Annotated in this window: 11 protein-coding genes; 1 reads left to right on the top strand and 10 read right to left on the bottom strand. The window is 72.3% G+C overall.

The window, feature by feature from the left end; all coding sequences use genetic code 11:
* Positions 1 to 122: 122 nt before the first annotated feature.
* Genes ABZ914_RS06255 through ABZ914_RS06230 form a run of 6 tightly spaced genes read right to left on the bottom strand, consistent with a single transcriptional unit; the run spans position 123 to position 18,753 of the window.
* Positions 123 to 1,940, bottom strand: a complete 1,818-nt coding sequence (locus ABZ914_RS06255) for a hypothetical protein (RefSeq protein WP_500192009.1) — start codon at positions 1,938 to 1,940, stop codon at positions 123 to 125.
* Entirely contained in the window at positions 1,937 to 7,174 is a 5,238-nt protein-coding gene (locus ABZ914_RS06250; RefSeq protein WP_500192008.1) for a hypothetical protein, read from the bottom strand. The genes ABZ914_RS06255 and ABZ914_RS06250 overlap by 4 nt, the downstream gene beginning before the upstream one ends.
* Positions 7,171 to 10,308, bottom strand: coding sequence for a hypothetical protein (locus ABZ914_RS06245; RefSeq protein WP_500192007.1), 3,138 nt, complete (start codon positions 10,306 to 10,308; stop codon positions 7,171 to 7,173). The genes ABZ914_RS06250 and ABZ914_RS06245 overlap by 4 nt, the downstream gene beginning before the upstream one ends.
* Positions 10,305 to 11,486, bottom strand: coding sequence for a Kelch repeat-containing protein (locus ABZ914_RS06240; protein ID WP_500192006.1), 1,182 nt, complete (start codon positions 11,484 to 11,486; stop codon positions 10,305 to 10,307). The genes ABZ914_RS06245 and ABZ914_RS06240 overlap by 4 nt, the downstream gene beginning before the upstream one ends.
* A gap of 15 nt (positions 11,487 to 11,501) precedes the next feature.
* The gene (locus tag ABZ914_RS06235; protein WP_500192005.1) at positions 11,502 to 16,214 is read right to left on the bottom strand and encodes a DUF6603 domain-containing protein; all 4,713 of its coding nucleotides are present in this window, start codon (positions 16,212 to 16,214) and stop codon (positions 11,502 to 11,504) included.
* Positions 16,207 to 18,753 (bottom strand): hypothetical protein, encoded by a 2,547-nt coding sequence (locus ABZ914_RS06230; RefSeq protein WP_500192004.1) that lies wholly within the window; start codon positions 18,751 to 18,753, stop codon positions 16,207 to 16,209. The genes ABZ914_RS06235 and ABZ914_RS06230 overlap by 8 nt, the downstream gene beginning before the upstream one ends.
* A 733-nt stretch (positions 18,754 to 19,486) precedes the next feature.
* Here ABZ914_RS06230 and ABZ914_RS06225 point away from each other — a divergent pair.
* Entirely contained in the window at positions 19,487 to 20,272 is a 786-nt protein-coding gene (locus tag ABZ914_RS06225) for an IclR family transcriptional regulator (protein WP_500192003.1), read from the top strand.
* Positions 20,273 to 20,279: 7 nt separating this feature from the next.
* Here ABZ914_RS06225 and ABZ914_RS06220 read toward each other — a convergent pair whose 3' ends face one another.
* The 4 genes from ABZ914_RS06220 to ABZ914_RS06205 all read right to left on the bottom strand — a co-directional run.
* A complete protein-coding gene (locus tag ABZ914_RS06220; protein ID WP_500192002.1) occupies positions 20,280 to 21,038 on the bottom strand; it encodes an SDR family oxidoreductase in 759 nt (252 codons plus the stop codon).
* Positions 21,025 to 22,758: an IlvD/Edd family dehydratase gene (locus ABZ914_RS06215; RefSeq protein ID WP_500192001.1), complete on the bottom strand. Its 1,734-nt coding sequence runs from the start codon at positions 22,756 to 22,758 to the stop codon at positions 21,025 to 21,027. The genes ABZ914_RS06220 and ABZ914_RS06215 overlap by 14 nt, the downstream gene beginning before the upstream one ends.
* Positions 22,748 to 23,677, bottom strand: coding sequence for a beta-keto acid cleavage family enzyme (locus ABZ914_RS06210; RefSeq protein ID WP_500192000.1), 930 nt, complete (start codon positions 23,675 to 23,677; stop codon positions 22,748 to 22,750). Before ABZ914_RS06210 ends, ABZ914_RS06215 begins: the two co-directional genes overlap by 11 nt.
* On the bottom strand, positions 23,674 to 23,845 hold a 172-nt coding region (locus ABZ914_RS06205), incomplete at its 5' end, for a DAK2 domain-containing protein (protein WP_500192028.1). The genes ABZ914_RS06210 and ABZ914_RS06205, both read right to left, overlap by 4 nt.

Here is a 23,845-nt window from a genome sequence, read left to right as displayed (position 1 = left end):
GTGCCCCGCTCCGGCCAAGGCCCGCATCCGGTCACCGGCCAACGCACGGCACACTCCGCAAGACACGGGCGGGAAGAGCGGACGATTCGGAGCCGGGGTTGCGGCGGTGGGCGTAGGTGGCCTCAGGTGAGGGGTTTGGTGTCGGCGGGGAGGTCGAAGGTGAGGCCGCTGGAGCCTTCGCCGCGGCCGGTGCCGCGGCGGGCGCTGAGCCAGACGGCGACGCGGCCATTGCCCCAGCGGGTGCGGTTGTAGGCGACGGTGACCTTGGTGCCGGTCTGCGGGACCTCTTCTTCGTTGAGGAAGTACGACCGTTGCGGGGCGGCGTCCAAGCCCTCGCGGAGGATCGTGGTGCGGGGGCGGACGGGCTTGGTGTCGATCTCGCTGGGCATGGCGGCGCGCTGGAGCTGGATCTTGCGGCTGTCGCCGGGGACGTGCACGGGGATGAACGGAATCCAGTGGCCGGGGACCGAGGTCATGGCCAGGTAGGCGATGGGGGCCAGCGGGGCGGTGGGGGGCGTGGGCGGGAACAGACGGCGGCGCTGGGCGAGGATCTCGGCGGCGACCTCGCCGCCGCGGCGGCCCGGGCCGGTGGGCAGCCGTACGGTCTGCTCGATGCCCCACACCATGTTGGCGTTCTCGTCGCGGATGAGGTCGACCTCTTCCAGGACGGGTCCGTCGGCGACCTTGGGGACGGTGGGGGCGAGGAACAGGCCCGTGTCGGCGGGGACGGCGTCTGAGCCGATGGTGTCCAGGGTGAACATGGACCAGCGCTGCCAGTCGTTGTCGGCCCCCGCACCGGCGGGCGTGATCCACAGGCGCTGGCCGAAGACGTCGGTGACGGCCAGGCCGCGTAGTGAGGCCAGCGTTCCGGTGGGCAGGTCGCACGGCAGGTAGAACCAGTCGTTGCTGTAGACGAGGGCGAACTCCAGGACGACCAGCCGGGCCATGTCGGTGCGGTCCGGGCGGACGGCGGCGAAGTTGGTCTTGCCGTCCTCCACCGCCCACCAGCGCGGCAGCGGCATGCCGGAGTAGCGCACCGGGGCCGGGAAGACCGTGCGGTTGATCGGGGCGGGCGGTGCGGCGGCCCCGCCCACCTGGGTGTCGGGGTCGATGGAGAAGGCATGCCAGTCGAGCTCGCCGCCCGGATACTCCTGCGCGGTCAGCACCTTCTCCACGCCCCCCGGCAGCCCCGCGGCGACCGAGAACCGATGCTCCAGGCGGCGCGGGTCCCAGGTGGCGTCGCCGGCGGGCTGATCGATCAGGCCGTCGAACCAGCCGGCCAGCCGGATGCCCAGCTCGTTGATCAGCGTGCGGTGGGGTGGCGCGACATGGTCGATGCCGTCGGCGGCCTCATGTCCCGCCTTGATGCGAAGGTACAGCTCGTACCCGTCCATCCGGCGGCCGGCGACGGCCTGCAGCGTGGACCAGACCTCGGGGTGGGCCACCCGCGGAGTGTCGGCGTCGCTGGCCGGGGACGGCAGTGCGATGGGATACAGCTCGACGAAGTCCTGCCGAAGGTGGTGGATGGGCGGGTGCAGGCTCATCAGCTTGAGCCAGCGGCGGCCGATGGCAAGGCGCAGATCGTACGAGATCCGCTCCGGCCCGAAGGCGAACGGCAGCGCCCGGCGTTCGGCGACGTCCTCCAGAGGACGGTCAGCGGGCAGATTCTCAGCCGAGCCGCCCGACGCGGACCGAAACCGGCTCGGCACCGCCATCCCCACCGAGTACATGGCGGTGACCGGCGTCCCGGCGTCGGAGCCGCGGAACTCGCCGAGCTGCCATTGCCGAGTGAGCAGCCACAGCGCGTCCCGCACCTCCACGCGCAAGGCCCGCTCGAAGTCCGCCGTGCGGGGACGTCCCTCCAGCCGGTTCCACAGGCCGACGGTCGGGTACTCCCGCTCCGCCAGGGCCTTCGGCAGGTTCTCGATGCGCTCCGTCATGGGTTCTTCCCGCGCAAATTGTTGGTCGCGAAGTCGGTGCTGATGGTGATCGGCTTGCCGGCGGCCGACACCAGCGTGGCGGGCAGCAGGTGAGCGTAGGCGGTCTCGTCCAGGTGCGCGGGCTCGACGGCGCGGGCCTTCACCAGGTCGTACGTCTCGTGCAGCGCCGCCACCAGGTCGTCGGCGCTCCACGTCCCGGTACGGGTGGGCGGGGTGACCAGCAGCATGGCCTGCGGCGGCTCGGAGTCGGGCTTGTCATAGTGCAGCGCGATCCCGGTCGTCTCCTTCTGCGCCGGGATGACCTCGGTCCACTCGTCCAGCAGCAGGCCGCAGAAGTCGTCGGTCGGCGGTGCGGGCTTGGCGGCGTAGTGCGCGGTGAACAGCAGCCGGTCCTCATCCAGCGTCGTGCCCGGCGCGAACTCCATGGCCAGCCAGTGGTCGCCGGTCCGGTACGGCAGCTGGATCGGCACCAGCTGCGGCTCCTCGAAGCCGGGCAGATGGCCGAGCAGTCCCCCGTCACCGCGCAGCGCGTCGCTGAGGATCGCCACCTGCTCCCACAGCCGCGGCTTCTCCCTGACCCGGGCGATGCCGTGCAGCCAGTCGTCCACCGGGAAGTCGCGCCCCGCGTCCTCCAGGTGCTCGATCAGGTCGCCGCTGTCGTCGCGGGCCTTCTTCCAGTCCGAAGCGAGCGCGGCCGACGGGGTGTACTGCGGTACGGCCAGAACATCCTCGCCGAGCAGTGCCTTGAGGGTGTCGAGCGCGGCCTCCACCCGGTCGGGCCCGGTCAGCGCGGCGTCGTGCTCGGTCAGCGCCGCGTCGGCGGCCGTCAGCCGCTCGGCGATCTCGGCTTGCAGGGCCCGTGCCCGGTCCAGCAGTTCTTTCCCGTACGCGACGACCAGGTCCTCGTACGGGGTGAGCGTCAGCCCGGCCGGGTCCAAGCCGGTCAGCGGCAGCAGCGCGGCGACCTCGGCCAGCAGGCCGCTCAGCGTCTTCTGGCCTGTGGCGGCGACCCCGCGCAGGTCCCGCAGCTTGTTCTGGAACGCCTGCCGGCGGTTGTTGATGATCGAGCGCAGTTGCTGCGGCGTGTTCGGGCGCGGCGTGGTCAGCGTGGTGGTCAGCAGCCGCTCGATCCGCTCCAGCAGCCGGAACCGCTCCGGGGCGACGGTGGCGGCAGGGAGCGCGTCGTAAGCGGCGATGAGCGCGTTGGCGTCGGCCAGCGCCTTGGCCATCCGGTCGGCGACCCCGTCGACGGCCGCGAGCACCTCGGTGTAGCGGTCCCGCCGCCACCCGGCGGCCTCGCCCCAGCCGCTGCGCACCATGCCGAACCCGCCCGCCGTGGCGATCAGGTCCCCGTACCGGCGCAGGAACGTGTCGATGCCGTTGATCACTTCGCTGCGCCGGACCGGCGCGGGCGGCTCGGGGAACAGCGGCCCGAGGTCGTTCAGGTAGCCGGTGACGGCCGTGCGCAGCGCCACCAGCGCGTCCCGCACCGCCACCGGCCGTTCGCGGGGCAGCGTCACGGCCGCGTCGGCGGAGCGGTCGATCGGGGCGTCCCCGGCGGCCGGGACCAGGTCGGTGGGCCGCACCGGCCGGGACGTGGTCAGCAGCGACCGCAGAGCGGCGATCAGCGGCGACAGCTCGAAGAACGTGACCTTGCCGGTGATGCGCGTGGTGTGCTCGATGACCAGCCGCGCGTCCGGACGCGGCTGGTCGCGGGTGGCGACCACGCCGATGATCCGGTCGTCCAGATCGGTCATCGACGCCTCGCTCGCGGGCCGTACCGCCCACAGCAGGTCGATCGGCCGCAGCCGCAGGTCCCGCTGGGTGACCACGCTGCTGCGGGCCACCCCGTTGACCGGGTCGGTCCAGGTGACCAGCGCGGCGACGTCCCGCTGGTCGGGCAGCAGCGTGGGCAGCCAGTCGTCCACGGCGGGCTCGGCCTTGGCGCGCGGGCCTTCGCCTTGCACGGACGGTGCGCTGTGGCCCGGCCGGATGCCCGGCGTCAGCTGCAGAGCCATCCGGTGGGTCAGGGTGGTGCCGCTGCGCGGTGTCCGGACCACCTCGGGTTCGGGTGCGACGCCTTCCTTCGCGTAGGCGTCGAGGGTGGTCGTCGCCCGCTCGGGATTGCCCGCGAGCACCTGGTGCGTGCTCTCGGCGACCGCCAGGTCGGCCAGCGCGTCGTGGACGTCGAGGAGCCGGTGCACCTCCTCGTTGATGGCCTTGCGCTGGTCGGCGTCGGGGTCCGGGAGCCCTTGGGCGCCGAACGGGTAGACGTCCGCGCCGGGCACCTGGGTCACCCGCCGCACGAGTTCGAGGCCGTCGATGACGTTGCGGGCCTCGACCAGCTCGACAGCGGTGCCCGGGGCCGGCCTGGTCTCCTCGATCCGCCCGGCCCGCAGCGGGAAGGCCCCGCGCAGGGCGGTGATGAACGAGTCCAGCTCGGCATCCGGATACCGGTCGTGCAGGGCCCGTTCGAGCCGGTAGCCGAGCAGGGCGCCCTGCGACCGCCCCTGCCGCAGCCCGTCCAGCAGGGTCAGCGCCACCCGGACCCGTTCGGAACTCAGGTTGACGGCGAACGTGTGCCGGTCGGAGGGACTGGCGTTGGCGATGTATCCGGCGCGGAGGACCGCGGCGGTGGTGGCCTGCGCGGGCGAGGGAGCGTGGATGTAACCGCCGTTGGCCTTGTCGTGCATCAATGGCTGCGTGCCCGGCGGGTTGAACAGCTGCCCGAGCTCGCCGGTCAGCTCGACCTGCGTCATGCCGGGGCGCGGCTTGGGCCGGACCTCGTCCAGCCAGCCGTACGCACCGAGGTGGATGCCGCGCCGGGCCGGTCCCGCCCCGGACGGCCCGTACCGCAGCTCCGCGAGCCGCTCGTTGACCAGCCCCAAGCGCCAGGCGTCGAGCCGGTACGTCGCGCAGTCCAGGTGCTCGGTCAGCACCCGTTCCAGCCGGGCGGTCGGCAGCCCGGCCAGGTGCTTCAGCGCGTCGATCTGTTCGGCGAGCTGCACGGTGGCCGGGCTCTGCCTGATGACCTCGGGGATGAAGTTCGCCACCAGCCGGTCCGGGCTGCCGGTGATGGCCCGGTCCGGCGAGTACAGCTGGCGGAACCGGCTCTCGCTCTCCACCGGGGGTGCGCCGGGCCGGTTGGGCCGTACGTGGACGAACAGCGGATCGCGCGCGGGTGGCACCGTGCTCCCGGCCGCGGCGGCCAGGCGGCGGGCGGCGTCCTCCCAGCCGAGCAGGACCGCGTGCCGCGCCAGCAGATACATCAGCGCCGCAGGCGGCTTGTCGCCGTTGAAGCCCAGTTCGAGCCGGATGGTCTCCAGGTCCTGCTCGGCGTGCTGGGCGAGCCAGTGGAGGTAGTTGCCGCCGTCGGGTAGGTACGCGCGGATGTGGTCGGTCTCCGACAGCGGGCGGTCATCGACCAGCGGTCCGAGCAGCGGATACTGGTCGCCCACGAACAGCCGCCGGATCACGTCCGGGTCGGCTCCGGGCGGGATGGCGTAGCCGAGGCGGTCGAGCAGGGCACGGATCGGCTGCGGCATGTTGAGCTGGTCCAGCGCGGGGATGACGCGCGGGCCGCCGCTGTTGAGGTTCTCCCGGTTGAAGACGTCCTCGACGCTCTGCGCGTACCGCTGGTAGAACTCCGCCGACGTCGGATGCAGCGCCAGGATGTCCAGCAGCAGCTGGTGCGGGTCACCGCCCTTGCCCAGGTAGCCGACCTTCGCGAGGGCCTTCTGCCAGTCCCCCGCCGCCACGCCGAGCAGCTTGTGCAGCACGCGGCGGTGCGTCGCGCCTTCCGGGAAGGTCATCTTGGAGAAGGCGGTGGTGGGCAGGATGCCGTACGGCTGCCGCCCGATCTTGACCGCCGGGACCGGGCCGCGCCCCGACACGTACCGCACGAAGAACTCGCGCGTCTGGTCGACCGCCTGCTCGGACAGGATCGGATGCATCATGCCGCGCAGGTACGCGCCCCAGGTCGCCGGCCACAGGGCGACGTTGGCCGCGCGGGCGTCACGCTGGTCGGTGCCGTCGGCGTTGGGCATGCCGGTCAGCACGGCCGGATCGATGCCGAGCAGGTCGGCCAGCCACTGCCCGTCGGTCCGGGTCCGCCAGTCGTCGGGCGCGTCCGCCGCCGCGAACCCGAACGCGGTGCGCAGCGCGGCCTTGGTTTCGGCGCGGCGGTCCTGCCCGGCGGGGGCGGCCTCGCTGTTGTTGGTCGGGGTGCCCTGCGGCAGCAGCCCGTACCCGGACGGGCTGCGCAGCTGCCGGGTGATGAGGTCGGCCAGCTGGACGGCCGTCTGCTCGGGGCCGGACCGCTCCCGCAGCCCGAACACCAGTAGCCGGTCCAGGCCGTTGCGGATCTGCGGGGTGAGCGGGATGCGCAGGCCCATGCCGAGCGTCACCGCCCGCCCGAAGTCGGTCAGCCACTGGAGCTCGTCGGGCACCCGCAGCGCGCCGGTCCGCTCGTCCACCTTGAGCTGTTCGTCGGTGTCGGCCTCGGGGTCGGGGCTGACCGCGAGCGCGTCGGGCACCGCCTCGCCGGTCGCTGTCAGTACCCGCTCGCCGCCCACGTATCCGAGCACGGTGAAGCGGTCCGGCAGGAGCCTGGCCTTCGCCGCCTGGGTCCACGACTGCTCGGCCAGGCTTCCCGCGGCCGGTGGCGGCAGCACGAGGAACGCGACCATCACCGCGTCGTCGGCAGCGGTGGGCGCGGCGTCGACGCCCACCGGGCGCCGGGACCGGATCGTGTCCGCCCGGCCGGCCCCGACGTCGGCGCGCAGCGCGGTGTCGGCGGCGCGCAGCTTGGCCCGGTCGCCGTGCGCGCGCCACACCGCCGTCCAGTACGTGACGGTCGGTTGCCGGTCCGCGGCCGGTACGGCCTGGCCGGTCACGACCACCAGCACGGTCGCGCCCTCCGGCACCGTCGCGGGCCGATCGGCGGGGTTGACGGGGGTACGGGTCTGCAGCAGCCAGCCGGCCCGGCCGCCGGGCATCCGGGCGACCAGCTCCTGCCAGGCCGCCTGCTCGGCCACCGCGTTCCCGCCGGTCCGCCAGTGCGCCGTCCAGTACGCGTCCACCGCGGTGATCTCGGCGCGGGTCGGCTTGGGCTCGAACTTGTCGGTGCACCACTCGTCCGGGAAGATCCGTACCAGGAGCTCGGTGGCGGTGAACCGGGTCTCCACCCGGACCGGGCCGAGCAGTACCGGGAAGTCGTCGCTGAGCGCGGTCACAGCAGCATCTCCTGAGCGTGGACGGCCATCAGCACCGGTGCCTGGAACAGCATGTAGGCCACGTCGGCGGAGCTCAGCCCGCCGTGCCAGACGGGCAGGAACGCGTCCTCCAGGTGCTGGGCGTTCTTCTCGGCGTCGGCGGCAGGGTCATCGAAGTCCTTGAGCGGGACCTGCACGGTGCTCGCGTCGAGCCGGATGAACCCGGTCCCGCCCGGATCCACGTCGGCCCACGTCAGGTCGTTCCACACCTCGACCAGGGTGGGCGGGCCCTCGTCGGCGCCGAACCGGGGGTCGCCGGGGCGTTCCTGGATCACGAAGAACCAGCCTGCCGCGCCGGCGGCGAAGTCGCCTTTGGCCTCGGCCGCCGTCAGATCGAAGCCGAGCAGGGTCAGGTCGGGGTCCACCTTGGCCTCGTACAGCGGGAGCCTGATCTCCTCCAGCGTCGGGTGCGCCGGGTCGATGAGTTCGACCGGGACCCTTTCCTGGGCCGGGTCCGGCGGTCCCGACTCGGGCTGCCAGCGGGCGCGGTGCGCGTAGATGGCGGCGTTCGGGTACTTCTTCAGCAGGTCGCCACGGATGACCAGCACGAGGTCGTCGGCCTGCCGGCCGGTCTCCCGCGCGTCGTTCTCACCGAGCTCGGCGGCCTTGGGCCAGGTGTGCAGCGGCTGGATGTCGTACTGCTTCACGCCCCCGCGCGTGTCCCAGAACTGCCGGAACGGCGAGCCGCGCTGGTCGGTGGGGTACTCGCGCCAGAGCAGCTCGCGGGCCATCTCGTGGTTGAGTCCGACGAGGTAGGACTCGATGAACTCCTGGTTGGTCTCCAGCAGCGTCACCGTGTTCCGCGGGATCAGCCCGAGGTTGGGGGCGAAGTAGTCCACCGACAGGTCCAGCAGCGCCTTGTACATCGGCAGGTCGATGACGGGATAGGCCATCGCCTCGATGAACCGCTCGGCGAACGGCCGCAGCCGTTCGGGCAGGCTGACCGACGTCAGCAGGCTGGTGGGCACGGTCTTCTCGGCGCGCAGGCCGGTCATCATCGCGTCGGTGGTGGCGCGGACGTTCAGCGGGTCGTCGCCGCCCTCGGTCCGGCCACCGACGCCCGCCGCGTACCGGCCCCGGTAGATGTCGCGTAGCCCGTCCTTGAACCGCTTGGCCTCCTCGCTGTCGTCGCCGCCTTCGGAGGGGACGAACGTGTCGCCCGGCAAGGTGATCCGGAAGTCGGCGCTGTGCGGAAGCCGGTCGACCGGATCGGCCGGGTCGGCCTCGGTGGCGGCCGTGAGCCCGATCGGCGGTGGTGCCGGGTGCAGGACATCGTTCAGCCGCTCGGTCGTCACCACCGCGTCGGGAGTCTCCTTGGCGGCGGCCGCCGTCACGGGGTCGTCCGGGTCGTCCATCCGCGGGATCAGCGCGTCGGGCGGCTTGGTCTCGCTGAACGGCAGGTCGCGGATCAGCCGCCCCGGCCGCAGCATCCGCCGCATCGGCGGGGACAGCGGCGCGGCCGTCACGCGGCTGCGCGCCACGTGGAACCCGACCGCGACCCGCTCGCCCTCGACCGCCACCGCCCCGCGCAGAGCCCGATCACGCGTGGTCACCCGTGAGTTGGCGGGAGCGGTGAGTACGAGGGCCTTGCCGGACGGCACCGGCGCGTCGGCCGGCATGATCGGTGCGGCGGCGGGCTCCACATGCTTGGCCTGCAGTACGGTCCCGACCTCGCGGGCGAGCTGGGCGGCGCGGACCTTGGCGTTGACCGCCAGCACGTCGCCGACCTGCGCCCAGGCGGCGACCATGAACTCCTCCTGCCGCTCCTGGACGACGCGGGTGCCCAGGTGCGCGGCGACGCGGAAGCGCGGGTCGAGGTTGAGCCGGTGCACCCAGTTGCGGTCGGGCGTGATCGGGCTGCCGTCGCGCTCGGTCAGCAGCCGGTTCGCGGGGGCGTGCCAGCGCCCGTACAGCGGCGGGGTGATGATCGGATCGACCTCGCCCGCCACGTCCTGCGCCCCGTGGGCGGCGTGCGCGGCGGCCGGGGTCTGGTCGAGGTAGGCGTCGGCCAGGTTGATCAGTCCGGCGAGGGCCTTCTGGAACAGGTGGGGGTACGGCTCGTCCCACTTGTCGTAGACGTCGCCCTTGGGACGGTTGGGCGACTGGAGTGCGCCGCCCAGCTTGAGCACGCCGTGCAGCTCCGCCGGGCTGGTGATGGGCGGCAGCCCGGGCCCGGCCGAGTCGTGCACGTCGAGGTCGCGGCGGCCGATCGCCGGGTCGGCGGGCCGGGGCTCCAGCAGCCGGACCAGGTACTCGAAGTCGCCCGCGCTGCCGGTGCCGAAGAACCAGCGGTGGTAGTACGGCAGCGTTGCGGGCTCGGGGCGGCCCGGGTAGTCGGGGCCCCAGCTGGAGTGCAGCGCGCCGGGCGCGGTGGCCGGGTCCAGGCCGAGCCCGGCCAGGCGGCCCGTCTCGAACGCGGGGACCAGGAACGCGTGGTAGCCGGTGTCGGGCTTGAGCCGCCGCGGGCACATCAGCCGCGAGCACGCCAGGTCGGCGTTGGTGCTCAGCACCCGGCGCAGGGCGGTGAGCGCACCGGCGGGATCGTCGTTGGCGACCAGGCCGTCCAGCTCGCCGTTGACGTGCACGTGCGCCCAGGCGCCGAGCTGGCCCGGCGGCGGCAGCGTCCCGGCCGGGTCCTTGACCTGGATCGACGGCAGCGGCCGCCCGGCGACCGCGCCCTCGGTGAACTCCGCACCCGGATCGCCCGCGGGCTCGGCCGCTCCGGCGAGGACGACGAGCGCCAGCCAGGGCGGCAGCCGCTTGTTGGCCCCGTCGGGCGGGGCCGGGCTGTAACTCCACGGCAGGCCCTCGTCGTAGAACTCGATGTGCGCCAGGTAGTTGGGCTCCACGTTGGTGATCCAGGGACGCGGCTCCACCCGCGAGATCACCCGGGGATCGACCCCCACCACGTCGCCCGGCCCGTACAGCTGCACGGCCTTCTCGACGTCGCGGGTGATCGTGCCGCCGGACACGCCGTCCCCGGTCAGCCGCAGCTTGACCGGGATGACCGCCCGGTCGGCGGTGCCCGGATCGGTCGTGATCCGGGTGCTGAGGCCGGTCCGCAGCCACGGCAGGAAGGAGTACGCGTTGCTCACGGTGTCACCGGGCCGGTGCCGAAGATCTCGCTGGTGGCGGTGACCTCGGTGGCGCCGGAGTCGGCGGCGGCGAGGCCCGCGCGGGCGACGCCGCCGGTGACCAGTACCGTGCCGCCGGTCAGCGGGACGGCGGCGAACCCCCACCGGCCCGTCGCCAGACCGCCCGCCGGGATCCAGTTCCGGGTGGCCGCGTCGAAGATCAGCGCGCTGGCGTAGCCGACGCCGTTGTCCGGGTTGTCGGTGCCGCCGGCCACCAGCACCTTGCCCCCGCCCAGTGAGACCGACCGATGCAGGCCGCGGCCGGCGGGCATGTCCTGCACCGCGCTCCACGCGCCCGCGACGGGGCTGAACGTCTCGGCGGTGGCCCTGCTGAACGGGTCGAAGGTGCCGTTGCCCGGTGCGCCCGGAGGGCTGCCGCCACTGGCCAGGACGGTGCCGTCCGGGAGCAGCGTGGCCTGGTGCCCGCTGCGCGCCACCAGCAGGCTCCCGGTCGGCGTCCAGGTGCCGCCGGTGCCCGAGGCCGGATCGTACAGCTCGCAGAAGGCCAGTGCCGCGTCGGTCTCGCGGGACACGGGTGCGCTGCCTCCGACCACCAGCACCTTGCCGGTGTTGAGCACGAGCGCCGGGTGGCCGCAGCGCGCGTCGGTCATCGCGGTGACCTCCGTCCATGCGCCGGTGCCCGGGTCGTAGACCTCGGCCGAGCGCAGCGCCTTGACCGACTGCCCGGACCGGATGGTGCAGCCGCCCGCGACGAGCACCTTGCTGTCGGGCAGCAGCACCGCGCTGTGCCCCCACCGGCCGGTCTTCAGGCTGCCGGTCGCGGTCCAGGTGCCCTGCGCGGGGTCGAACACCTCAGCGGAGGCCAGTCCGGCGGACGGGAACGTCGCCGCCCCGGTGATGCCACCGGTGACCAGCACCTTGCCGCTGCCCAGCAGGGTGACGGTGTGCAGCCGCCTGGCGGTGTGCAGCGCGGCGGCGGCCGTCCACGTCTTGGCGGTCGGGTCGTACAGCGACACCTGCCCCAGCGCGGCTCCGGCGGCGTCGGCTCCTCCGGCGACCAGGACCTTCCCGCCGGCGAGTACGACCGGGCCGTCGTGCTGGCCGGACCACACGCGCGCGGAGGGAAGGGCCCCGGTGGTCGTCCACTGTCCGGTAGCCGCCACGGTGGGACTGGTCATGGGGTGCCTCCGTCGTCAGGGCGTGAAGATCTCGGCGGTCGGGGTGAGGATGTCGGTGCCGGGGTGCGGGGCGGCGGCGACCGAGCGGGTCCGGCCACCGGCCACGAGCACCCGGCCGTCGGGCAGGTCGATCACGGCGAACGCCCACCGGCCGGTGGCCAGGCCGCTCGCGGGGGTCCAGGTGCCGGCGGCCGGGTCGTACAGCAGCGCGCTGCGGAAGCCGCCGTCGAAGGCGGGGGCGCGGGTACCGCCCGCCACGAGCACCAGGCCGGAGCGCAATGGCAGGGCGCGGTGCCGGGTGCGCCCCCCGGGCATGTCGCGGACCGCCGTCCATGTGCCGGATTCGACGGTGAAGCGTTCGGCACTGGCGAGGGCGGCGGAGTCGTACGGACCGCGCACCGGACCGGTCGGGGCGTCGCCGCCGGTCACCAGGACGGTGCCGTCGGCGAGCAGCGTCGCCTGATGACCCGCGCGAGGTGTGGCGAGCGAGCCGGTCGGGGTCCATATGCCGGTCGCCGGGTCGTAGATCTCGCAATAGCCGAGTGCGGCGTCGGTCCGGCCGGTCTTGAGGACGCCGCCGGCCACCAGGACCCGGCCGTCCGCGAGCAGTACCGCCTGGTGGTCGGAGCGAGGGTCGGTCATCGCCGTCTCGGTCCACTGCCGTTTGGCCGGGTCGTACACCTCGGCGGACGCGAGCGAGTCGCCGCGGGTGCCGGTGCCGCCGGTGACCAGGATCTTGCCGTCGCGCAGCACCGTGGCACCATGGCCGAACCTGGCGGTGCGCATCGGCGGAACGTCGCTGCTCCAGGTCGCGGTGAGCGGGTCGAAGATCTCGGTGGTCGCCAGGGGCGCGGTCTGGGTCACGCCGCCGGCGGCGAGGACCCGGCCGTCCGGCAGGAGGCAGAGGGTGTGCCCGTCGCGGGCGACCGGAAGCGGCGCGGTGGCGGCCCAGTTCCCGGCGATGGGATCGAAGAGCGCGGCGTCGGCGAGCGCCTTGCCCGCGGCGTCCCGACCGCCGGCGACGAGGATCTTGCCGCTGCTCAGCCGTACCGCCGCCGGGGCGATGGCCGGGGTGGGCAGGGAGCCGGTGGAGGTCCACGACTGCGGGGCGACCGGCAGGGCCGCCGCCTCGGATTCGGGGATGACGTGCAGCCGGCCGATGAGCGCGGGGTCCGCGGTGACCCACTCGGCGAGGGCCTCCTCGGCCGCCGCCTGGCTGCGGAAACTCGCCGCGGCCGAGCCGAGCGAGGCCGGCGGGAAGGCCTGGGCGTTGTTGCGCAGGTGCGCGACCACGAAGCGCTGGCCCGTGACCTGCACGGTCTCGTCAGGGGCGTACGGCTGGCGCTGGTCGGCTTCGCGCTGTGACAGGGGTGAACGGCTGGTGCTGCTGCCCTCCAGAAGCCGGGTGAACACGGCCGGGCTGACGCTGGCCAGCGTCTTGGTGGGCGCGGCGGTGGGGGCGACCCGGCGGACGAGTCCGTCGGCCTGCACGATCGTGCGGGTCGCCGGTCGTACGGTGCCCGGCGGGCGGCGCAGCCTGCTGTCGATGACGATCTGCTCGTAGCGGGCGCTGCGCTTGACGACCCGGGCGGAGGCGATCGCGCCCTGCGCGGCCACCATCTCCAGCCCCGCGTCCTGGTCCTCGTACGCCGGTCGCGACAGTTTGGTCGCGTCGTCCATGTCCTGGAACTGGGCCATCGCGAACTTGTCGGCGGTGATGGAGGCGCGCACGAGGCCGCTGCCGGGCAGGGGCTCGACGGTGAACCGTTTGCCGTCGCGCGGCCGCTGCGCGCCGATGCGATCCAGCCGTGCGGCGAGCGGGATCGCGCGCTGGCGGACGAACAGCGAGCCGAGGGGGTGCAGCACCAGGTCCTCGGTCGGCGGCAACGTGCGCAGCGTGACCAGCGGGTTTCCGCCGCCGGTCGGCAGCCGGGTCTGCCAGCCCTCGGGCTTGGCGACCTCGCCCGCCAGGAGCGGGAGCACGTCGATCGGGGGCAGCGTGGTGTCGCGGTCCTCGCCCCAGGTGATGTCGAAGTCGGCGGAGATCTCGAAGAACAGCAGCGAGATCGAGCCCCGGCCGTGCGCCCGGAACGGGGCCGGGCCTTCGAGCTGGAAGTCCAGGTCGATGCCGAACAGGCCGACGCCGAACGCCTTGAGCGAGACCCCCGCGGAGATGGCGATGGCGAAGCGGAACGGCGAGAACTGGAAGAGCGCGTCGAAGCTGAGATGGCCGGAGATGCCGAAGTCGTCGAAGCCCAGCACCATCTCGGCGCGCGCACCGAACTGCACCGTGTTGCTGGTGATCGCGAAGTAGCCGGAGACGGTGATCCGGGCGCCCGGCCGGTTGAGGATGTCCACCCGGATGCGCGGCGGCACCGGGAACGGCAGCGGCGGCGGCCTGTACGAGGGGTGGAAGCCGCCGACGGAGATGACCAGGTCGGGGTCGTCGCCCCAGCCGACCAGCAGGCCCATTCCGCCCTCGAGGGTCATGAACAGCACGCGCGACTCGAAGAGCTGGGCGAAGAACCACAGGCGCTGCTTGTCGAACTCGATCGCGCCGACGAACTGCACCTGCAGGACCAGCAGCGGCAGGTCGGCGGTGGGCAGCACGCAGCGCAGCACACCGAGGATGGCGATGTCGCCGGGGACCTCGATGATCACCGCGAGCGAGACCGAGACCAGCGTGGGGGTACCCCAGCCGATCTTGGCCATCGGCCCGACCAGGAACGTGCCCTGCTCGGGCGGGAAGAACGCGCGCAGGTCCGACAGGATGCGCGGCGCGTTGGCCACCACGTCGCGCGGGAACATCACCGACTCGATCGAGCCGCTCCGTACCCCCTCCACCAGAGCCTGCAGGTTCATCCGGCGGTTCAGCCCGACGATCCCGCCCACCGCCAGCAGGGTGAAGCCGAAGCCGAGCTGGATGCCGGTGCCGAACTCGGCGGTGATGATCAGCAGCAGCGAGAAGCCCGCGGAGCCGTCCGGCATCCGGGTGGTGATCAGCCCGATCGCCTTGACGTCGAACAGCCCGGCGAACTCCAGCTCCAGCGCCCCGCCGTACTCCCCCTTGGCCGGGTCGAAGAACAGGTAGCCGCCGCCGCTGACCACCCCGGCGTCCACCGACAGGCCCGCGCCCTTGGGCGGCTTGAACCCGAGCGAGACGTCCAGTGGGCCGAGGTTCCCGTCGTTGCCGGACGTGAAGCCGAAGGTCGCCGCCAGACCGAGCTCCTCGACGACCGCCTTGATCGGGCCGAGCTCAGCCTTGAACGTCGCGCCGAGGTTGATCGGCAGGCCGTCCGCGCCGGGGGCGGCCGAGACGGTCAGCGACTGGATGTCGATGGGGCCCAGGTTGAGGTGGACGGGCAGCTGGATCTCCAGGTTGGAGGTGCCGCGGAAGTAGAAGCCGGTGCGCTGGGAGACGCCGAGCGCCAGGTCGGCCCCGAAGGAGAAGCCGCCGTCCGGCACGATCTTGGCGATGAAGCCGTCGGCTTCGCCGGGGTCGAAGACGAACTCCAGACCGGCCAGCTCGAACTCGGCGAACACGTCCGCCGCGCCGTCGGACAGCCGGATGCCGCCGGTGCCGCCGACCTTGCGGAACTGCAGCCGGGTCGCTCCGGGTGAGCCGAGCAATACGATCGGGGCGGCGTCGGCGTTGCCGCGCTCCGCCTTGACCACCAGCGAGCCGCCGGCGTGGGACGGCGAGCCGCCGCCGCCGGCGAAGCCGACGATGATCTCGATCGGGCGGTCCGGCCGCACCCGCAGCCCGATCCCGCCTTGCAGATCCAGGTCGGTACGGATGGTGAGGGCGATGTCGTCGCCCAGCTGGAACTTGAAGTCCAGCGCGCCGTTGAAGGCGGGGATCAGCGCCAGGCCGGGCGGGCCCCCGGCCGCCGCCGGAACCGGCAGCAGCCTCATCTCGGCGGCCATGCGACCCGAGGCCTGCGCCCGTTCGAAGAAGACCGCCCGAATGCCGCGCACCGGCGGGTCGGTCAGCTTGGGAGCGGTGCCCTGCAGGGCGGCCGCACTCGCCGTCGGAATCTCGGCCGTGGCGATGTCCACGCCGAGGGCCATCATCAGGTTGTCGACCTGCACGGCCAGCGCCTCGAAGTCGAAGTCCGCCTCGCCCCAGCCGAAGGCGTTCTTGAGCACCAGCGAGGGTTCGCTCAGCGTCCTGGGCAGGTCCGTCAGGTCGAGCCGGACGTTCATGTACGGCGGCCGATTGCCCTCAGCCGGCGCGTAGCCCGTCTTGACCACGCCCAGCGCGCGCAGCCCGAACCCGATCGACGGGTGGTACCGCTGCAGGTAGGTGATGACCAGGTGGTCGATGAGCTGGCCGGGGAACTTCTCCTTGAAGCCGTCCGCGCGCAGCGGCGCGGGGATGGCCGAGTCGGGTGCGTTCGCGATCGCCTTGATCGCGTTGACCACGTCCTGGAAGGCCCGCAGCACCCGGCCCACGTCGTCGGGCGAGATCTGCACCGAGGCCTCGCCGTCGCCCACGGAGCCGCCGACGTTGAGGCCGCCCGCGCCGAGCAGCCTGGTGAGACCGTCGTAGAGGGTCTCCACCCCGCTGCCGAGGTCGCGCAGCGGCTGCGGGATGTCCTCGGCGCGCCAGCCCAGCTTCTGCAGGAACGCGGTGAAGGCCTCCGGGGAGGCGAGCGCCTCGCGCAGCGGCAGCAGCGCCTGCCCCAGCTCGGCCACCAGCTTGTCGAACGTGCCGGGCTCAGCCATTCTTCTTCGCCTTCGGGTAGAACATCGCGTCGAGGATGCCGTGGTAACCCGGATCGACCCGGTTGACGATCAGCCACTTGCAGACGAAGCAGAACTCGCCGTCGTTGTCCTCGTCGTCGGAGCGGCGCATCTTGCACGCTCCGGTCGGCCGGTAGTAGCCGCCCGCGAAGTCGAGCGCGCCCTCGTAGACGCCGATCAGCTTCGAGGACTTGCAGGGCGCTTTGAAGTCCGGGATGGACCTGGGGTTATCGACCTCGTGCTTGGGACGCAGGATGTCGGTGTCGACGTTCAGCGGCGTCCTGTTGGCGGGGGTGGGAGTGGTCAGGTGTTTGCGCACCGCCGGCTCGACCACGGTGCGGATCTGACCGGCGGCGTCCTTCAGCGGCACGTACACGGCCGAGCCCGCGGCGAACGTCGGGAACGGCGCGGGCGGCAGGCCCGGGCCGTCGAGCGTCATGGTGCCCAGTTCGGGCTCGATGTGGGCGATCTTCAGGTTGGTCAGGATCTGGGCGGGGCCGGTGGCCAGCGGCAGCTGGATGCCCTGCGGGCTGACGTGGAAGTTGCGCAGGTGCACCTCGGCCGGCGGGTTCTGCGCCGCGATCTTCTGCCACGGCGCGATGTACCGCTTGTCGATCATGATCTCGATGCCGCCGAGACCCGGCGCGGAGTCGATGACCAGCCGTGCGGACTGCCGCATCCGGGGCAGCGCGAACCACTTGACCTTGGTGACGTCGATCTGCCGGTCGGGCGCGGGGTTGATCCGCAGGAACCCCAGCATGCTCACGTTGTCGCCCAGGATGTCGTCCGGTGAGGTCGCGGGCGCGGTCGGGTCGTCTCCCCCAGAGTTCTCGTACTCGTCCTTCAGGCCGAAGCTGTGGCCGAACTCGTGCGCGACCGTGTCGACGGTGTCGGTGAAGTCGACGTCGGGCTCCGACGACGGCTTGCGCCGCATCACCCGCTTGTCGCCCGCGGCGTACTCGAACTCCACCCCGTCGCCCTTGTTGGTCGTCAGGGCCGTCAGGGTGTTGTTGTTGACGTTGCTGCCGCCGTTCACCTCGTCATAGGTGATGAGGGCGACCAGCCCGCGGCTGGGCTTGAAGTGGGCGTCGTCGGGCTCCCAGACCGGTCCGATGTGAGGGAACGGGGCGAACGCGTACTCCAGGCCCGCGAGGTACTGCAGGATCAGGTTGCCCGGATTGGTGCTGTGGCGGCCGGCGAACCGCTCGGGGGGATGCCTGCGGGGGTCGGGCGTCAACGCCCTGGTCGCCTGTTCGGGCTTGTAGAACTCATAGAGCCGGGCGATGAACTCGCGCAGCCCCGGCGTGCCCGGCTGGTCGCTTCCGGGCGGGGTCACCGCCGCCTTGCGGTCGGAGAAGCGGTCGCCCCACCGGCAGCCCAGATGCATTCCGAACAGGGTGTCGCGTGCGTGCAGGATCCCGGTCCCCTGGTGCTTCTTCCACGCCCCCAGCACCGTGTCGTCCACCTTGTTGGGATCGAAGCCGGTCAGCTCCTGCCCTGCCCAGATGGTCTTGAGGTTCGCCCTGCTCTCGTTGCGCATCGGCAGCCCGACCTTGGCGACCAGGTCCCGCAGCGTGTAGACGTTCTCGTTGTCGCTGACCCTGCGGATGAACGGGATGGGCACGCCGGTCCCCGTCGTCTGGTCCGCGTCGGCGACCCGGTAGGCGACGGTGGCGCAATGCTCCTGCGAGGCGCCGAAGGCCTTGAAGATGTTGAAGCTGCCCTCCAGCATCGGGTACGGCTGATGCCGGGGCTGGTCGAACATCTGGTCCACGACGCGGGTGACGATCTTGTCGAAGGTCTCTTCGTCGGACTTACGGAACCCTTCCGCGAGGAAGACGATGTTGTGCTGCTCGGCCGCGTGCGCCACGTTGGGCGTCTGGACCGGCTTCAGGTCGCGGCGGTGCTTGGCGTAGTTCACCACCCGCACGGGCAGCCGCTGGGTCTGGTTGAGGAACGTGCCCGTCAGGTCCACGGTCCCGGGGGTGCCGGTCGTCTCGCGCAGGCCGCGCAGCCGCCCCTGCGGGTTGACCACGAAGGTGTTGGTGTCGGCCGACGTCAGCGTCACGTACCCGTGCCCGGTGATGTCGCCGATCAGGTCCGTACCGGTCGGATCGTCGCTGAACTTGGCGTAGATCGACGGCTGGGCGTGCGCCACGTCGTCCACGGCGGTGGTGATGGAGTCGTTGCCGAACCACCACGCCACGATCGAGGTGTGCACCTGTAGCCGGCCGACGATGTAGTCGCTGCCGCGCCGGACCTGGAACAGGTACACTCCCGGCTGGGTGGCGGTGACCTGCCCGTTGGCGCTGTTGTACGCCGGCAGCGGCGGGAGCAGCCGCTGTCCGACCGGGCGATGCGGCGCGAAGAAGTCCACGGCGATCGCCCCCGGGGCGATCGGCGTCAGCGTGTACCCGCCGGCCGTCACCGCCCGGTCCGACACCTGCAGCGTCAACGGCGGCGTACCGGACAGGACCAGGTGGAGATCGCAGTGCGGGAACAGAACGATGTCCGGTGCCACGAGCGCCCCCATCCACGTGGGACTTCGGACGGCTCACCGGAACGCAACCGATCATCGCCGTCAGTGATGTCTGGAACACTCACCGTGCCATCAGGGATGTCCGGACGTCTCGTCACTGGCCGACTCCGGCCGCAACTATCACGACCGCGACCTCAACTCAGGGTCAAAATCCACATTAACTCCGAACCGAAAGTGGGGCCTCGCAAGTCAGACGTTACGGCGGAGCTGCGCCACTCTCGCACGAAGCACCTCTACGGGGCCGTGACCTGCGGTAACGCCTTCGCGGAAACTTGTGACCTCTTCGGCGAGGGCTGGATGCGCGAAGAGGCATGCTCTCGATGAGAGCATGCCGCACGCCCGTTTGGAGAGATATTGGCCTCTAATCCCATAAGAGCAACAATTGAGCCGTCGCGCTCTTGTTCGCGGGATGGCGAGCCACTTCCTTTACGTTGTAGATTTCGAACGCCGGCCAGGTCGGACCTCCATTCCACCTCACCTTCGAAATGATGATCCCGCTCGCGCTCCTCAGCGACTCCAGCGTGGAGCCGGTGGTGCTGCGGCCGCTGCGGCACTAGGCAGCACGGGGAGGATTCCCGTTCAATGGGACTCTGGGCTCCCTGTGAACGCGGTGGAGCGCGCAGGCTCGGTCTGAGCCGAGGCGACGAGGGAGTGGCGTGCACGCGAAGCGGATCTGGGCTTTGACCTTGGCGATCGCGCCTCGGAGGAGGCGGCCATGAGTCCCGCCCATCGGGGCACTGGCGAGATCACCGCGGTCGGTCGCGCCGCTGAGATTCTCAGGCAGTTCGCGCACAGCAGCGGCGTGCTAAGCGCCTCGGCGCTCACGCAGCGGACGGGCCTGCCCAAGACCACGGTGTACCGGATGGTGGCCGAGCTGGTCCGGGTCGGGCTCCTTGAGCGGGACGGCCAGGACTACCGTCCGGGGCTGCTGCTGTTCGAGATCGGCGAGACGCTGCCGCAGCAGCGGGACCTGCGCGAGGCGTCGAAAAGGCATCTGCTGACGTTGCACGAGGCGACCCGGCAGAACGTCGGGCTCGCCCTGCTGGACGGGTTCGACGTCGTGCATCTGGAGGTCTTCCGCAGCGCGGAGGGCCCGCGGCTGCCGCAGCATTCCGGGGGACGGTGGCCGGCGCATGCCAGCGCGTCCGGGAAGGCGATCCTGGCGTTCATGCCCGCGGAACAGGTAGCGATCCCGCATGTCCTGCAGCGCTTCACGTCGCACACGATCGTGGAGATCGGGGCACTGCGGGCCGAGCTGCGGCGGGTCCGGAGGCGCGGTGTGGCGTTCGACCGGCAGGAGGCGCTGAACGGCATCGTCGGGATCGCCGCCCCGGTCATCGGCCCGGACGAGGAGGTGCTGGCGGCGGTGTCGATGTCCGGGGTCGTCGGCCGGATCGACACCGCCCGGATGGACGCCGCCGTCCGGACGACGGCCATGACGATCTCGCGCGACCTGGAGCGGGCGCGCTCGATCGTCCGGCCGGTCCTGCAGCGGCGCTGACGGCGCGTCAGCCGCGCCCCGCGTAGGGCATCGCCCGCGCCATCACGGTGAGGGACGGGACGTTCACCTCCAGCGGCAGCGACACGACGTGCGCGACCGAGCGTGCGACGTGCAGCGGGTCGATCGTCGGTTCGGGTCGGCGGGTGCCGTCCGGCTGGAGCGCCCGCACTCCGATGCCGGAGGTCATCGCCGTCGCGGCGTTGCCGACGTCGAGCTGGGTGCAGGCGATGCCGTGGTCGCGCAGGTCGAGGTTCATGGACGCCGTGAGCCCGCTGATCGCGTGCTTGCTCACGGTGTAGGCGACGCTGCGCGGCCGCGGCACGTGCGCGGACAGCGACCCGTTGTTGATGATCCGGCCGCCCTGGGGCCGCTGGTCCTTCATGATGCGCGCCGCCTCGCGGGCGCACAGGAACGAGCCGGTCACGTTGGCGGCGAGCACGTCGTGCCAGGGCCCGTCCTCGACCTCGTCGACGGCTCCCCGCGGTCCGAGGATCCCCGCGTTGTTGATCAGGACGTCGATGCGGCCATGCAGGGCTCGCGCCGACGCGAACAGGTTCCGGACCGACGGGGCGGAGGTCACGTCGGTCACGACCACGTGGGCGCGAGGATGGTCTGCGGCCGTGTCCTCCAGGGATGCCCGCGTCCGGCCCGCCAGGACGACCACGTGGCCGTCGTCGAGCAGCGCGCGGGCGATGGCCTGGCCGAGGCCGCTCCCCGCGCCGGTCACGACGGCCACCGAGGGCCGCGGCGGGTCAGTGATTGTCACCGTGCACCGCCGCTCCTCGCCGCCCGACCAGGAAGTCGAAGTCGGCGCCCCGGTCGGCCTGCAGGACGTGCTCGACGTAGAGGCTCGCGTAGCCGGTCGACGGCGGGGACGGCGGTGCCGCCGCGGCCAGCCGCCGTTGGATCTCCTCCGCGTCGACCAGCAGGTCCAGCGTGCCGGCCGGGACGTCGAGGGCGACCAGGTCCCCGTCGCGCACGGCCGCCAGCGGACCGCCCGCGGCGGCCTCGGGCGCGACGTGCAGCACGACCGTGCCGAACGCCGTCCCGCTCATGCGGGCGTCGGAGATCCGGACCATGTCCGTGACGCCCCGCTCCAGCAGCTTCTTCGGGAGCGGCAGGTTGCCGACCTCGGGCATGCCCGGGAACCCGCGCGGGCCGGCGTGGCGCAGCACCAGGACGGTGTTCTCGTCCACCGGCAGATCCGGATCGTCGATGCGGGCCCGGAAGTCGTCCATGCCGTCGAACACCAGCGCGGGCCCGGTATGGCGCAGCAGGTGCGGCGAGGCCGCCGCCGGCTTGACGACGGCTCCCGACGGCGCCAGGTTCCCGCGCAGCACGGTGATCCGGGCATCGGGCCGCAGCGGGTCGGCGGCGGCGCGGATGACCTCGCGGTCCCAGGCGACGGCGCCGGCCGCGTTCTCGCCGAGCGTCCGGCCGTTCACCGTCGGCGCTCCGGTGTTCAGGAGGTCGCCCAGTTCCTTCAGCACGACGGGCAGGCCGCCCGCCGCGTGAAAGTCCTCCATCAGGAAGCGTCCGGCGGGCATCAGGTCGACCAGCAGCGGCACGCCCTCGGCCACGCGGTCGAAGTCGTCCAGTTCCAGCTCGATCTCCAGCCGTCCGGCCAGCGCCAGCAGGTGCACCACGGCGTTCGTCGACCCGCCGATCGCCGCGTTGACCCTGATGGCGTTCTCGAAGGACGCGCGGGTGACGATCCGCGACATCCGCAGGTCCTCGCGGACCATCTCGACCGCCCGGAAGCCCGACTCGCGGGCCAGGAGGCGCCGCCGCGCGTCGACGGCGGGGACCGCGGCGTTGCCGGGGAGCGCGAGGCCGAGCGCCTCCACCATGCAGGCCATGGTCGAGGCGGTGCCCATGGTGTTGCAGTGGCCGGCCGACCGCGCCATCGCGCCCTCGGCGGCGCGGAACTCGCACTCGGTGACGCGGCCTGCCCGCACCTCCTCGCTCATCTCGAACAGGGAGGTGCCGCTCCCCACCGTCCTGCCCTTCCACCGGCCGTTCAGCATCGGCCCGCCGGACACCACGATGGTCGGCAGGTCGCAGCTCGCGGCGCCCATGAGCAGCGACGGCGTCGTCTTGTCGCAACCGCACAGCAGCACGACACCGTCGACCGGGTTGGCGCGGATCGACTCCTCGACCTCCATCGAGACCAGGTTGCGGTAGAGCATGGTGGTCGGCCGCACGATGGTCTCGCCGAGCGACATCACCGGGAACTCGACCGGGAACCCGCCGGCTTCGAGCACGCCGTGCCTGACGTGTTCGGCGAGCTCGCGGAAGTGCGCGTTGCACGGGGTCAGGTCGGAGAAGGTGTTGCAGATCCCGATGACCGGGCGGCCGTCGAACATCCGGTCGGGGACGCCTTGGTTCTTCATCCACGAGCGGTGGATGAACCCGTTGATGCCGGAGCCGCCGAACCACTCCTGCGAGCGCAGCGGCGCGCGGTCCCGGTCCTGTTCAGACGGCATGGGGGAGGTCCTCTCGTGCGGGGAGTCCGAGGATCCGGCGGGCCTCGTCGGGGGTGGCGGGTTCGAGGCCGACGCTCTGGACGAGGGCGACGGCGCGCTCGACGAAGCGGACGTTCTCGGCCGGTTCCCCGGGGACGAGGCAGGGGTTGTCCTCGATCCCGACCCGGATGTGCCCGCCGAGCGCCAGCGCGTGCGCGAGGCCCCGGAACTGCTGCGGACCGTTGACGGTCACCGTGAACACCGAGCCGTCCGGCAGCGCGTCCGCCATGTTCTGCAGATTGGCCGGCGTATAGGGGACGGCGTTCTGGAACGTGCCGTCCAGGCCGAGCACCAGGTTCACGCAGTACGGCTCGGCGTCGAAGCCCAGGGCCGTGAGCCGGACGAGCTCGCGGGCCAGGTGGGACGGGCCGAACGCCTCCCATTCCGGTTTGATCCCCCGCTCGAACATCGCCGCCGCGAGCTCGACGGCCCGCTCCATCGGGGTGTCCATGAGCACCTCGTGCCCATCGGGCCCGCTGATGTAGGCGGTGACGGCGTCCAGCGTGCAGGTGTCCGCGCCGCCGTCGACGCCCGCCATGCGGGCGGCCCAGTCGACCACCCGGGAGCCGTCCGGACGCACCCGCAGCAGGTCGCCGTTGATCCCGCCGCCGGTCGAGTTGTTGATCACCACGTCGCAGGCCGCGCGGACCCGCGCGTTGATGTCGCGGTAGACCGCCGCGTCGCAGGTGGCCTGGCCGTCCGGGCGCCGTGCGTGCAGCGCCGCCACGCTCGCGCCCGCGTCCGCGCAGCGCGCCACGTCGGCGGCGATCTCGTCCGGCCGGGTCGGGACGTGGGGGTGGTCGGCGCGGGTGAGGAACCCGCCGGTGGGCGCGACCGTGATGATCACTTTGCCGGTGTGGCCGGCGTCCGCGGCCCTCATGCCGCCGCCCGCGCGTGCGCCGCGGCCTCGAAGAACCAGGCGACGGCGAGCGCCCCGGGGTCGACCACTCCGCGCGCGTGCTCTCCGACGTAGCTCGCCCGCCCGCGGCGCGCCAGCATGCCCCGAGTCGACACGGCGCCCTCTGCGGCGGCGCGGGCCGCGCCGGCG

Source organism: Spirillospora sp. NPDC046719 (genome assembly GCF_040645715.1).
Taxonomy (GTDB): domain Bacteria; phylum Actinomycetota; class Actinomycetes; order Streptosporangiales; family Streptosporangiaceae; genus Spirillospora.
Note: the sequence above shows the minus strand (reverse complement) of the source record. Positions and strands in the feature narration are given on the sequence as shown.

Bases quoted from the DNA above. Each gene is read 5' to 3' on its own strand.
- ABZ914_RS06255 (WP_500192009.1), bottom strand. From the start codon at position 1,940: ATGACGGAGCGCATCGAGAACCTGCCGAAGGCCCTGGCGGAGCGGGAG.
- ABZ914_RS06240 (WP_500192006.1), bottom strand. From the start codon at position 11,486: ATGACCAGTCCCACCGTGGCGGCTACCGGACAGTGGACGACCACCGGG.
- ABZ914_RS06235 (WP_500192005.1), bottom strand. From the start codon at position 16,214: ATGGCTGAGCCCGGCACGTTCGACAAGCTGGTGGCCGAGCTGGGGCAG.
- ABZ914_RS06225 (WP_500192003.1), top strand. From the start codon at position 19,487: ATGAGTCCCGCCCATCGGGGCACTGGCGAGATCACCGCGGTCGGTCGC.
- ABZ914_RS06215 (WP_500192001.1), bottom strand. From the start codon at position 22,758: ATGCCGTCTGAACAGGACCGGGACCGCGCGCCGCTGCGCTCGCAGGAG.
- ABZ914_RS06210 (WP_500192000.1), bottom strand. From the start codon at position 23,677: ATGAGGGCCGCGGACGCCGGCCACACCGGCAAAGTGATCATCACGGTC.